The following is a 13,030-nucleotide window of genomic DNA, read 5'->3' as shown; positions in this document are numbered from 1 at the left end:
TGAAAGGAGCGGTTCGTTATGGTTTTTGGGATACTATTTGTAGGTGTTGCTGTATTTATTATTATACAAGCCGTAATACGTAATGGCTCGAGCTCAAACAAAAGTACCTTTGATAGAAATAGGCAAAATGATGCCGCCAACATGTCTTTTATGGCTGCCAGTCATCCGGATCTGCTGGATCCAAACCACTCTAACCACTCTAATCATTCTAACCACCACCATAATCACCACGGAGATCACTCGCATCACCATTCTGGACCTGACAGCGGGGGGCATAGCTGGGGTGGAGACGGCGGACATAGTGGCGGTGGAGACTTCGGTGGGGGTGGAGATGCTGGCGGGGGCGGTTGTGATTAGATCCAAAGAAACGACTAGAAAAGGACATCCCTGATCCTTCAGGAATGCCCTTTTTTTAATGCTCATTTATGATACTGAGAATTTTAGCTTGAGTTTGGCTTAATAACTTTTCGGCACCGTGCGGATGAAGCGCTCTAGCTTATCTTATTGATTAAATTCAAAACGGCTAAGCAGTACCTCACCATTAAAAATGAGATAAACATCGGTAGTTTCAGATTCCACGGACACTTCACCAGTAAGTGTGTTCCACTGCTGCAACACGCCACCCGACGGTACAGTCACAGATCCAACCAGCTTCCCTGCTGGGCTGCCCGTTCTGATCTCAAGGGTGCCACCTTTTGCAGAGGATACCAAGGCTTCAAAAGCTCCTGCCCCTTGCTCGAACAATACATCTTTAAAAGCGATCCAAGCGCCATCTTTTACCGGATGTATGGAAGCACCGCCTGCTTTGCACTCGTCCAGATATACGCCTTCGTAGTCATCGTAATTCTCTGCTTTGGTATTGATATACAGATTACGCGACGGAATAACGTCCCCCTGGACCGATAGTTGAGCGGATAATTGGATGTCAGCAGATGAACGGCCGATCAGAACCATATACTCTCCATTTTCCACGCAATATTGCTCACGGGTAACATCCCAGAATGCCAGCTCGGCAACCGGTAACGTAAACTCTAGGGTTTGCGATTGACCTGCGGTTAGGTTTACTTTTTCAAAACCCTTCAACTGTTTAATCGGACGTTTGACCCGGGAATTCAGAGCTTGCACATAAAGCTGCACCACTTCGTCCCCATCAACAACGCCTGTATTCTCTACTTGAACAGAAATTTTCAGCGTCTCATTCGCTTGCAGCTCCTTAGCGCTTAGGCTTAGGTTGCTGTAGGAAATTTGGGCATAACTTAAGCCGTGTCCAAACGCATACAGTGGCTCTCCGTCAAAGTACATATATGTTCTTTTGCCTTTGATAATATCATAATCCATCAGCTCAGGCAGCTGTTCTACAGAACGGAACCAAGTCATGTTCAGCTTGCCGGAAGGACTGTAATCGCCGAAAAGAACTTCTGCCACCGCATTGCCCAGCTCTTGTCCACTGTGGGAGGTATACAATACAGCCGGGATGTTCTCGTCAATCCAAGTGGAAGTTATCGGGTAACTGCCGACAATGACTACAACTGTATTCGGGTTCGCTGCATAGACAGCCTTGACCAGTCGCTCTTGCTCCTCTGGAAGCACAATATCCGGCCTGTCGATTTCTTCTTTTCCGTTAAGGAGTGGATGGTTGCCCACAAAAACCACAGCGATTTCAGCCGCCTTGGCAGCTTCTACTGCAGCCTCTATGCCGTTAGTTACGATGTTCTTTTTGAAAAGACGTGCTTGCGCATTGGCATCCTGATCTGCCACCTGCAGCGTTCCATCTTCCGGATTCACCGAGATCATTTTATCATTCCAGGTCCGCAAAGATACCGTATCTTCGCTTTCCGGAACGATGTTAATCGATTCTTTTACAAACCAGCCGTAAATTTCATCAGCAGATGCTGTAAGAGTCTCTGCTTCGCTTAAAGTTACATACTGACCGCGACTTGTCGACTTCAGAGTATTGCTAGTCCAGCCCCAGGCTGTATGTTGGAACAATTCTCCGTGCGCTGCTATGTCATGCTGTACAGCCAGTCTTCCGTCCTCACCTGTGATTCCAATGGCTTGGCCGTTTGCAGCTGAAGTAAGAATGATCTGATCTGCGCCACTCTCAAAAGTAACGTGTTTACCAGGCAGCTTTTTGCTAACCCCCTGCAGCGGAGTCACTCCATAAGGTAATGTGCCAGAATACCAATCTCTAAAAGCTTCATCACCAAGTGGACCAATAATCGCCAATTTGCTCAGACTGCTTTTGCTCAATGGCAATGTACCTTGGTCATTCTTCAACAATACTATCGATTGTTTCGCTGCTTCCAAGGAGAGTACGGTATGTTTTTTGCTAAGTATAACGGAATCGTCGATCGCTGCGTATGGGTTCCCTTCAGCCGGATCGAACTCTCCCAGACGGAAACGAACTCTGAAAGTGTTGGCAAGCGCACGATCCAAATCTTCCTCTGCTAAGAGGCCTTGGTCTAGTGCTTCGTGAAGAACCTTGATTGTCTCTGCGGTTTCTTCTGTTACGCTGTCAATTCCATTTTTGATAGATTCAGCCATCGATTGTGCAAAAGATTCATAATACTTGTGATCCTTCACAATCCCAAAAAGATCGCCGGCATCGCTTACGATAAAGCCATCCATTTCCCATTCGCCTTTGACCACATCCATTACTGCCGGATGAAGAATAACAGGCACGCCATTCACCGAGTTATAAGCGGTCATCATGGACTGTGCGCCACCTTCTTGAAAAGCAGGCTTAAACGCTTCCAGATAATACTCCCGCATATTTCTCGGATCGATGCTCGCGGAGCAGTTCCCGCGTTCAATCTCATTATTGTTGCCGAGGAAATGCTTCAGCGTTGCTACCGCTTTCAAATAGACCGGGTGATCACCTTGGATTCCCTGCACAAGTGATGTGCTGAGGCGTCCGGTCAACTCTGGATCTTCGCCGTAAGCTTCCTCGGTTCTTCCCCAACGCGGGTCACGTTCCATATCCACCGTTGGCGCCCATAACGTCAGACCGTTCACCGTTGGATTCTTTTTGTAAAAGGCTCTAGCTTCATCTCCGATGGCCGAACCAATCTCCTTCAGCAGCTCTGGATTCCAAGTACAAGCCAGTCCGCTCGGCTGAGGAAAAGAAGTCGCTTTTCCAAGCCAAGAAATCCCGTGCGCCGCTTCCGTACCATGCTTGTAGGCCCCAACACCCAAACGCTCTATGGCAGCTTGATACTGAGGCATCAGGCTTACTTTTTCATCAAGTGTTAGTCTGGAGATCAGATCCTGCACTCGCTCATTTAAAGGTAAATCAATCTGTTGAAATGGATATTTAGCTATATCTGTTCCCATCAAAATCGCTCCTTCGTCTCTTGTTGATAGCGGTTTCATTCATTCCCGAGGACATTCCTTCGAAAAAACACCCATACGTCCTATCCATCTAATCATAAAAGATTCCCCTCCTCCGCAACACCTTAACAATCTAAATAGAAATCAGGTCATAATTAGAGATTTTGGGGGGATGATGTGAGTGTGAGAGCATGGGTTTGCTCATTATTCGCTCCATCTCCACAATCTACGGGATTTATACCGTTCATTTACTCAATTATCGCTGTACGCCCACAATCTGCGGGATTTCTACCGTTCATTTGCTCACTTCTCGCTCCACGCCCACAATCTACGGGATTTATACCGTTTATTTGCCCACTTCTCGCTCCACGCCCACAATCTACGGGATTTATACCGTTTATTTGCCCACTTCTCACTGCACGCCTCCAATCTGCGGGATTTATACCGTTTATTTGCCCACTTCTCACTGCACGCCTCCAATCTACGGGATTTCTACCGTTCATTTGCCCACTTCTCACTGCACGCCTCCAATCTGCGGGATTTATACCGTTTATTCACCACAGCTGAATATCGTTAAGTGAATGTACATATTCATAGCGACAAACCCTCCCACTCACCTGGGAAACTATCGGCTTAAACTTACCTTTCTCACAAAGTGACCTCATACATTTCCTAACTGTACGCAGATCAATGCCAAGCTCCCTCACCAAATCAACAGGCCGAATGTCCCCGTTCGAACGCACCGCAATTTGCAAAATATCACGCTCCAGTCGGCTAAACGCCTCCTTCTCTTCTGTCCTTAAAGCGAGGTACGGCATCAGTAATGATCTCAACAAAAAAATAGTATTCTCAGGACTCGCTTCCAGATCATCATAGGGTATCGCAACTACCCGATAACCCGCAATTTGTAGATAAGTCTCTCGATTCAATTCCTGCCGATACCGCGTCCGATCTGTGTTTTGCACATGTGGACCGTAACCTTTTACCTCAAAAGCAAACTTAACCTGCCCAGGCTTCCACGCAAAATCAACAAAATAAGGCCATCCCCGCCAATCCAACACTTCATATTCAGGATGAAGATCATTAAAATGACCCATCATTGGCCACCAAACCTTCTCCACAAACATCCGCTCACCATGCCCATGTCCCCGCTCCAATCTCCCCCGTCTTTCTCCCGTTCTTCGACTAATATGATCTTCCACCCACTTACGATGTTCTTCCGTAAACCCCATAACGTTCTCCTCCTCCTTGGCATAAAAAAATCCCGCACCCAATTATGGATGCGGGACGTGCTTCGTCCTATTACTCAAAAGTATAGTATTCGCCTTCTTATGCTGTCAATGACACTCTACATTCAACGTTAGCACTCAAGCTAAACATGCTTACCTATTAAAAAATCACATTGGTTAAAGTGAGTCGCATTAAAGTAAGTTCAGTTACAGTTAGCTCATTACAGTTAGCTCATTTAGAGTCAGATCACTAAAATTAGTTCAGCTAGAATTCGATCACTACAGTAAGTTCAGCTACAGTTAGATCACTACAGTAAGTTCAGCTACAGTTAGATCACTACAGTTCAGTTAGAATTAACTCAGCAAGAGCAATCACGGTTAAGTAAACTACATTTGAGTTAGATGACTAGATTCAGCTCAATATAGTAGGTTTTGTATAGTAGGTTCAGTTAAAGTAATCTCGGTTTGACTAAGTTCCGCTAGAATAATATTATTCGACCTACCTTTTTGAAATTGCCCAAAACCGTCTCCCATTCTCCACTATTCACTGGCTATCGACCTGTGATTTTTCTATTTAATTGTATTTCATGCAACTATTTAACTCTTATCCCCCTAAAAGTCCATTTAGTTGTACTTTCTACAACTAAAAAAGGAAACATTAGGTAGTTAGGCGTAAATGATCAAATTTAGATGTACAAAGTGCAGTTAACTGTTACTTTTCCTAAAACTACTTAAGTTTAACTGCACAAAATGCAATTAAAACTGAGTTCGAGATAAGGCTGACTGGATTGCGACTTAGTTACATTGACTTAGCCGCCTAGCTATAACATTGCGACTTAGTTACATTGACTTAGCAGCCTAGCTACATCATCGCGACTTAGCAACATTAATTTAGCGACCTAGCCACAACATCACGACTTAGCAACATTAATATAGCGGCTCAACTAGAGTGACATATTGCTCCCTCTTCACTGCCTTCCCTCACCTAGCAAATGTGCAGGCCGAGCCCCTAGCCCATAGGCATCAAAAGAGATCATTCCATCGACACCCTGACTTCGACACGCTAGCTTCAATGCGAGACGAGAAATCAATGACCCTAAATCCATTATCCTTCACAACAACCTTTCACAGAAATGTCGGAGAGCATTCTTTCGTTCCCTAACAAATCACCATTTACCGCATATAGCTTACGAAATCCCTGCTTATAAAGAATTCGCGCGGCTTTATTTCTTTTGTAGTAATTTCCTGCAAGAATTAAGACCGAATCGCCCGGAGATAGACAGTGCTGCCAGACATAGGGTAACCGCCCCAGCGAAATATTTATCGAACCACGGATACTGTCCTTCTGGTAATCAACGGCATCCCTGACATCGAGCATTTTCATAGCCAATGATTGATCCGCTAATTCGCGAACCTCACGAACTTCTATATAAGTAAGTGAACGAACAGGCCAAGCATAACGCAAAAACCTCACAATACTAAAGACAATTAAAATACTCAGTAGGATCCGAACCATCATGCTCATATCATTACTCCCGTACCAAAAAATCATCCGTCCAAGCGCCTAATCCACCCGTCATGTTCACAACGTTATACCCCTTTTCACTCAGCAGCTCACAAGCCAGTCCACTACGGCCACCACTTAAGCACATCACAATTATCTCGCCATGAGAATCCAGTTCATCTGTGCGCATCAATAGCTGTCCAAGCGGAATATGTTTAGCACCCATTACATGTCCCTCCACCCATTCGGCGGGTTCGCGTATATCCAACATGGTAAGAGTCTCGCCATTCTTCAAGCGTTCCGCCACTTGCTGTGGGGTAATTTCCTTTGAAATTTTAAAAGACATCGAGCATCTCTCCTTCACCTTTATAAAAATAACTTGATTTTCATATCCTTATATCATAATATTACGATATAAGGATATTGTAAAGCGAGGTGTTCGTTACCATGGACAAAAATTTCAAAGCCTATAACCAAACCGCCGAAACCTTAAAGGCTATAGCTCATCCCGTGCGCTTGTGCATCATCAAGGGACTTCTGGAAAAGGGCAGCTGCAACGTGAGCTTCATGCAGGACTGTCTCGATCTTCCACAATCTACGGTGTCCCAGCATTTACAGAAGCTTAGATCACTAGGCATCGTTGAAACCGAACGTAATGGGCTGGAGATTAACTATTCTGTTAAAGACGAAAAAATCAAACATCTGATTCTATTATTTTTAGGGGAGGAATAAGTCATCATGAGTAAAAAAGTATTAATTGTTGGCGGTGTTGCAGGAGGCGCGTCAGCAGCCGCCCGACTTCGGAGATTAGATGAAGATGCGCATATTGTAATGTTTGAGCGTGATCCGTACATTTCTTTTGCCAATTGCGGACTTCCTTATTATATCGGTGGGTCCATTCAGGACCGCTCCAAGCTGCTGGTGCAGACACCGGAGGCGATGCACAAACGTTTTAACATCGATGTTCGGATTCAAAGTGAAGTCGTGTCTATCGACCCCGTGAACAAAAAAGTGCGAGTAGAAAGCATAGAAAAAGGCTCCTATGAAGAGCGCTATGATGCGCTTATTTTATCGCCAGGTGCTAAACCGATTCGTCCGAATCTGCCCGGTATCGAGAGTTCCAAAATACACATGTTGCGTAACATTCCCGACACTGACAAAGTCAAAGCTAAAGTCGCTGCGGAAGGCACACGTTCAGCCGTGGTGATCGGTGGTGGATTTATCGGTGTGGAAATGGCTGAGAACCTTAGAGAAGCTGGTCTGGAAGTTTCCTTAATTGAAGCAGGACCACAAATATTAGCTCCATTCGATACTGAAATGTCTTCTATTTTGGCAAAAGAACTCGACGAGCATGGTGTTAATCTTATTTTTTCCGATATGGTCCAAGGGTTTGCTGAGGTGGGAGAACAAATACAGGTGCAATTAGCAAGTGGCACTGTACTGCAAAGTGATATGGTTCTGTTGGCTATCGGCGTTTCTCCGGATACCTCTTTTCTGAAGGACAGTGGCTTAGAATTCGGTCCCCGCGGCCATATTTTAGTCAATGAGCGGATGGAGACCAATCTGGATCAAGTGTACGCTGTAGGTGACGCGGTTGAGGTGGTTGATTTCGTAAACGGAACAAAAACCGCCATTCCACTAGCTGGTCCTGCCAATAAGCAAGGGCGGATTGCTGCGGACAACGTCAGTGGTCTCGGCACAACTTACAAAGGATCACAAGGGACTTCTATTATAAAGGTTTTTGGAGTCACAGGTGCTTCTACAGGTAATAATGAAAAAACATTACAACGTTTGGGTCTGCCGTATCACGTGATTTATATACATCCAAGCTCACACGCAACCTATTATCCGGGGGCAACCCCGATATCTATGAAGCTGATTTTTGATCCAAAAGGTACGGTGCTAGGAGCACAAGCTGTAGGTTACAGTGGTGTAGACAAACGTATCGACGATATCGCTACAGTTATTCGTTTTAGAGGTACAGTCACTGATTTGACGGAGTTGGAGCTATCTTATGCCCCTCCTTATTCTTCCGCTAAAGATCCGGTGAATATGGCTGGTTTTGCCGCTGAAAATATTTTGCATGGTTTGACTACGGTATTCGTCCCTAAGGATTTAGAAGGTCGTGACAAAAACAATACCATTTTAGTTGACGTACGTTCGGAAATCGAACATGCTAATGGTCATATTGAAGGGTCCATTAACATCCCTGTGGATGATCTGCGTGGTCGGCTAAGCGAGCTTGACTCTAGTAAAGAAATTTGGGTGTATTGCCAAGTTGGACTCAGAGGCTACACCGCTTCCCGGATTTTACAGCAAAAAGGTTACCGTGTGAAGAATCTGACCGGCGGTTATAAAACCTATCAGATTAGCCAATTTACGCCTAAAAAAAAAGATAACTTGACGCCAAACGTTGGTACACCAGCAGCCAGTAAAGAAATCGCAGCAACGGGAGCAATGACAGAGCCTGGAACTGGAACTGGAACTGGAACTGGGACTAGGACTGGCACAGTTACACCAACCGTTAACGCTACAGCTTTCACAACACCTGATTCCGTGCTTGATGCCTGCGGACTGTGCTGCCCAGGGCCGCTGATCCAAGTTAAAATGAGCATGGACCCGCTCTTGGACGGGCAAGTCCTGAAGGTCACTGCTTCCGATCCCGGATTTTATGAGGATATCAAGGCTTGGGCTCGTATGTCCAACAATACGCTTTTGCAGCTAACAAAGCTGCCTACTGGTATGATCGAAGCTTATCTGCGCAAAGGAGTTATCGAGACTTCAGCATCAACACCAACCGGAACAGGCGCACAAGTAATTCAAACTAGCAACGCAAGCACAATGGTTGTTTTTAGCGGGGATTTGGATAAAGCGATCGCTTCCTTCATCATTGCCAACGGAGCAGCATCCAGCGGCAAAAAAGTCACAATGTTCTTTACCTTCTGGGGCCTCAATATTATCCGCAAGGATGAGAAGGTGCCTGTTAACAAAAACTTTATCGGTAAAATGTTCGGTGCCATGATGCCACGCGGCAGCCGGAAGCTGACGCTTTCAAATATGAACATGATGGGCATGGGCTCGAAGATGATCCGCTCTCTAATGAAGAGCAAAAATATCTCTTCCTTGGAGGAATTGATTCAGATGGCTATCGACCAAGGTGTGGAAATCGTCGCCTGCCAAATGTCCATGGATCTTATGGGCATCACTCGTGAAGAACTGATTGACGGTGTCGGAATCGGCGGCGTTGGATACTACCTCGGCCAAGCCGATCAGTCGGGTCATAATCTATTTATCTAAATACCTTAACACCGCAAAGAGACTCCTCTATTTAAATAGAAGAGTCTCTTTGCTATATAAAAATGGTCTCACGAGAATAGGTGACATAGATATTTGAATAACCAAAATGCAAATTGGCTGAATCTGGATACAGAATCTAAAACCTGCTATCCTATTTAATAGGCATTCATCCGAACAACGACCTATTTCAGGTAAAAAAAGGAGATTAAATGAATAACCCGATACATATTCTTGTTGCTGAGGACGACAGCGACATCAACCGATTGCTGTGCAACATTATCAAGAAAAGCGGCTATATTCCCCAACCTGCTTACTCGGGAACGGAGGCACTTCTCTATCTGGAGCAACGTCAATGGAGCATGCTGCTACTGGATCTGATGCTGCCAGGCATGTCGGGTGAGGAACTACTTGAGAAGATTGCCGGGCGGGATGATATGTCGGTAATTATCATTTCTGCCAAGGGTGAGCCCCAGACCAAGGTGTCTGCCCTGCGGGCGGGGGCGGATGATTTCATTACGAAACCCTTCGACGTTGAGGAAGTCTCTGCACGGATCGATTCTCATCTGCGTTTGTATTCGCGGATTGCGCAATCGGCTTTGCCTAACGTGCTCCAGCATCAGGGTCTTGTGCTTCATCGAGAGGCGATGTCGATTACGGCAAATGGTGTGGAACTGACGCTCACAGCTCTAGAGTTTGAAATTCTCTCGTTACTTTTGTCAGCCCCCAAAAAGGTGTTTACGAAAGCGAATTTGTATGAAAGAGTCTGGCACGAGCCATATTACGGGGACGATAATACGGTCAATGTCCATATGAGCAATTTGCGCAGCAAGCTAACCAAGGCCGCACCAGGAAGCGAATTTATCGAGACGGTATGGGGCATAGGTTATCGGCTCAAGCCTTAAGACATTCTTAAGATTTGGCTTTAGCTCTTCTTATGTTTTCAATTCTATACTTGGTCTATCACGAAAAGGAGGCCAAGACGAGATGTACGAGTATGTATTAAAAACAAATCAGCTATCCAAAAAGTTCAAGGGCCATACAGCGCTGGACAAAGTCAATTTGTCAATCCGTAAAGGCTCTATTTATGGTTTTATTGGACAAAATGGAGCCGGAAAATCAACATTAATCCGGATTGTGACCGGACTTGCTTTTCCGACTCAGGGGACGATCGAGCTGTTCGGAGCCAGTGAAGAGCAAGCCCTGATCCAGGCTCGTAAGCGAATCGGCTCGATTATCGAGAGTCCCGCTTTATTCCCCCATATGACTGCGAGTGAAAATTTAGAAGCAAACCGGATTCTACGTGGTATTCCCGGCAAAGATTGTGTTCCTAGAATGCTAGAGCAAGTTGGACTGCAGGGCGCCGGAAAGAAGAAAGCCAAAAATTTCTCACTTGGAATGAAGCAGCGGTTAGGTCTTGCCATCGCCTTACTGGGAGATCCAGAATTTCTGATTCTGGACGAGCCAACTAATGGGTTAGATCCGATGGGTGTCGTCGAAATGCGCGAACTGCTCAAGCGACTAAACCGTGAGCTAGGCATTACGATAATGATCTCAAGTCATATTCTAAGTGAGCTGCATTTAATGGCAAGTCATTATGGCATTATTCATCGCGGTCAGTTGCTTGAACAACTCACTGCGGAGGAATTAAACGAGAAATGTCAGCAGTATTTATTTATCAAAGTGGATGATCCGGGCAAGGCAACAGCCGTCATTCAGAACGAGCTGGGTACGGCCGATTTCGAAGTGATGCAGGATGGAACCATCAAGTTGTATAGCCGTATTGAGCAGCCAGGCAAAGTATCAACAGCGTTATTCTCGGCGGGCCTCGAGATCGAGAAGTTTATGCCTATGGGTGAAGACTTGGAAAGTTATTTTACGAAGCGGATTGGGGGGAATCCAAATGTATAATCTGATCAGAGTTGAATTTTTCAAGCTCCGTAAGAATAGATCATTTTGGACTTTTCTATTGGCTCTTTCCGTCCTCTCGCTTGCTTACCCATTGCTATATTATTTTGATCATCGCTCCAATGGGGAACCTCAGATCACCGGCGCTGAATTTCTGACTACCTTTATTTCAAGCAATGCCTACATTATTAAATTCGGCGTAGCCATTCTGGCTGGATTCTTTATCTCTAACGAATATTCCACAGGGGTCATGAAGACAATCGCATCTTCGGGCAACACCAGAGGGCGGCTGTTCGCAGCAAAACTAATCGTATTCGCAGTTGGAGCCATGGCGATTTCGCTCGTCTTTCCTATTGTCAGCACAGTCGAAGTCACACTGCTTTCGGGCTTCGGTCATCTGCCGGAAGGAAGCACTACACTTTTTATACCGCGAGCCCTCGGGCTAACGTTATTGTACACGGCTGGTTATGCAGCCATCGGGGCGCTGTTCACCGTAATCCTAACCGACAGCGGCAAAACTATCGGCTTCTCAATGATTTTCTTCCTTATGATCGATACGGTTTTGGCCAGTATAGGTTCGAAGATCTCTTTCTTTAGTAATTTGTATGATTATTCCATCTTCAAACGGGTGAGCGATATCGGTAAGCCCAGTATCGACAGTGGAGATTGGCCAGCACTTCTACTCGTGCCGTTGTTGACAATAGCCGTTTCCGGGGTACTCGGTATTCTCGTATTCCACCGAAAAGAGATCAAATAGCAAATGGGGGGTGCAGGAGAGTGTTGCTTATTCTGACAATCATATTGTTTGTGGCAGGAGCTCTCCTGCTTTTTCGTTTGTTGATGTTAAGGCGAGAGCTAGGGCGGATAACAGGGCAATTGCATACCTACAATGAGCGAGCAACCGGTAAAAAAATTGATGTGGCTCTATTCGACCAGAAGCTTGAGGCGCTTGCAGGACAAATCAATCGTCAATCTGATTTAATCGTCGAAGCGGACGCCCAGCGAAAACGTGTCGAACAAGAATTCCGTCAGGCTGTAGCGAATATTTCACATGATATCCGTACACCCCTCACCTCCATCTTCGGTTATATTCAACTGTTGGAGGATGAGTCTATTACCCCTGATGAAAAGCTTGAATATGTTGCCATCGTTAAAAATCGGACGAAACGGCTGCAGGCGCTGCTGAATGATTTTTTTGAGCTTTCCTTGATCGAATCGCTAGATTATCCTCTACATACGGAAAAGCTTGGGATGACGGCCCTGCTCTCGGAAATACTGGTCGGATTTTACGATTCTTTCAACGAACGCAATATTACACCGGATATACGGCTACCTGAGGAAAATGTATCCGTATACGCCGATGAATCCGCTGTGCGGAGAGTTGTCGAAAATTTACTTGTCAATACGGTCAAACATGCGACCGGGTATGTAGAAATCCATTTCGAACGACAGCAGGAAACAGCTGACTTAACAATAGTAAACGATGCGAAGGAACTAGTCGGAAGCGATATTAACCTCTTATTTGACCGATTCTATACCGCAGACCGTACCCGATCTTCTCAAGCTTCCGGGCTGGGTCTCTCCATCGCCAAAAGTCTAATGAATAAAATGGATGGCACGCTGACAGCCGAACTGGAGGGTGAGAAGCTGATAATGACCTGCCGTTGGAAACTAGGCGATGCTGGCATTAGCTTGGCTACTTAATTCATTTTATAGTTGGTCTAGACTAACCATTGTTCTAACCCGTTTATGGAAGGACAGTATC

Annotated in this window: 12 protein-coding genes; 8 read left to right on the top strand and 4 right to left on the bottom strand. The window is 45.5% G+C overall.

From position 1 onward, the window contains the following. The first annotated feature begins 18 nt into the window (after window positions 1-18). A complete protein-coding gene (locus MHI51_RS07640; protein WP_076220329.1) occupies window positions 19-357 on the top strand; it encodes a hypothetical protein in 339 nt (112 codons plus the stop codon). Window positions 358-501: 144 nt separating this feature from the next. On the opposite strand, the gene MHI51_RS07635 is transcribed toward MHI51_RS07640, so the two are convergent. Next, a complete protein-coding gene (locus MHI51_RS07635) occupies window positions 502-3,333 on the bottom strand; it encodes a glycoside hydrolase family 3 protein (RefSeq protein WP_076277853.1) in 2,832 nt (943 codons plus the stop codon). Between the two features lie 174 nt (window positions 3,334-3,507). Here MHI51_RS07635 and MHI51_RS07630 point away from each other — a divergent pair, with 174 nt between their 5' ends. Beyond that, the gene (locus MHI51_RS07630; RefSeq protein WP_076220877.1) at window positions 3,508-3,897 is read left to right on the top strand and encodes a DUF1720 domain-containing protein; all 390 of its coding nucleotides are present in this window, start codon (window positions 3,508-3,510) and stop codon (window positions 3,895-3,897) included. Here MHI51_RS07630 and MHI51_RS07625 read toward each other — a convergent pair. The 3 genes from MHI51_RS07625 to MHI51_RS07615 all read right to left on the bottom strand — a co-directional run bounded on the left by MHI51_RS07625 (window position 3,885) and on the right by MHI51_RS07615 (window position 6,409). Beyond that, on the bottom strand, window positions 3,885-4,562 hold the full coding sequence (locus MHI51_RS07625) for a winged helix-turn-helix domain-containing protein (RefSeq protein WP_076220878.1): 678 nt from the start codon (window positions 4,560-4,562) through the stop codon (window positions 3,885-3,887). The two genes, MHI51_RS07630 and MHI51_RS07625, sit on opposite strands and share 13 nt — an antisense overlap. A gap of 1,102 nt (window positions 4,563-5,664) precedes the next feature. Then, a complete protein-coding gene (locus tag MHI51_RS07620) occupies window positions 5,665-6,084 on the bottom strand; it encodes a rhodanese-like domain-containing protein (RefSeq protein ID WP_405173739.1) in 420 nt (139 codons plus the stop codon). Window positions 6,085-6,088: 4 nt separating this feature from the next. Next, the gene (locus tag MHI51_RS07615) at window positions 6,089-6,409 is read right to left on the bottom strand and encodes a rhodanese-like domain-containing protein (RefSeq protein ID WP_076185313.1); all 321 of its coding nucleotides are present in this window, start codon (window positions 6,407-6,409) and stop codon (window positions 6,089-6,091) included. A 101-nt stretch (window positions 6,410-6,510) separates the two neighbouring features. Between MHI51_RS07615 and MHI51_RS07610 the strand changes: the two genes are divergently transcribed. The 6 genes from MHI51_RS07610 (at window position 6,511) to MHI51_RS07585 (ending at window position 12,969) form a co-directional block, all read left to right on the top strand. Beyond that, complete coding sequence (locus MHI51_RS07610; protein ID WP_405173738.1) at window positions 6,511-6,795, top strand: ArsR/SmtB family transcription factor; 285 nt, start codon at window positions 6,511-6,513, stop codon at window positions 6,793-6,795. A 6-nt stretch (window positions 6,796-6,801) separates the two neighbouring features. Then, window positions 6,802-9,360 (top strand): FAD-dependent oxidoreductase, encoded by a 2,559-nt coding sequence (locus tag MHI51_RS07605; RefSeq protein ID WP_342410556.1) that lies wholly within the window; start codon window positions 6,802-6,804, stop codon window positions 9,358-9,360. A gap of 209 nt (window positions 9,361-9,569) precedes the next feature. Further along, complete coding sequence (locus MHI51_RS07600; protein WP_342410555.1) at window positions 9,570-10,262, top strand: response regulator transcription factor; 693 nt, start codon at window positions 9,570-9,572, stop codon at window positions 10,260-10,262. Window positions 10,263-10,344: 82 nt separating this feature from the next. Further along, entirely contained in the window at window positions 10,345-11,268 is a 924-nt protein-coding gene (locus MHI51_RS07595) for an ABC transporter ATP-binding protein (RefSeq protein ID WP_036675740.1), read from the top strand. Continuing rightward, window positions 11,261-12,022, top strand: coding sequence for an ABC transporter permease (locus MHI51_RS07590; protein ID WP_076141190.1), 762 nt, complete (start codon window positions 11,261-11,263; stop codon window positions 12,020-12,022). The genes MHI51_RS07595 and MHI51_RS07590 overlap by 8 nt, the downstream gene beginning before the upstream one ends. A 20-nt stretch (window positions 12,023-12,042) precedes the next feature. Further along, window positions 12,043-12,969: a sensor histidine kinase gene (locus MHI51_RS07585; RefSeq protein WP_405173737.1), complete on the top strand. Its 927-nt coding sequence runs from the start codon at window positions 12,043-12,045 to the stop codon at window positions 12,967-12,969. Window positions 12,970-13,030: the final 61 nt, after the last annotated feature.

It is taken from the genome of Paenibacillus sp. FSL H8-0260, assembly GCF_045040625.1.
Classification (GTDB): Bacteria; Bacillota; Bacilli; order Paenibacillales; family Paenibacillaceae; genus Paenibacillus_AQ; species Paenibacillus_AQ odorifer.
Note: the sequence above shows the minus strand (reverse complement) of the source record. Positions and strands in the feature narration are given on the sequence as shown.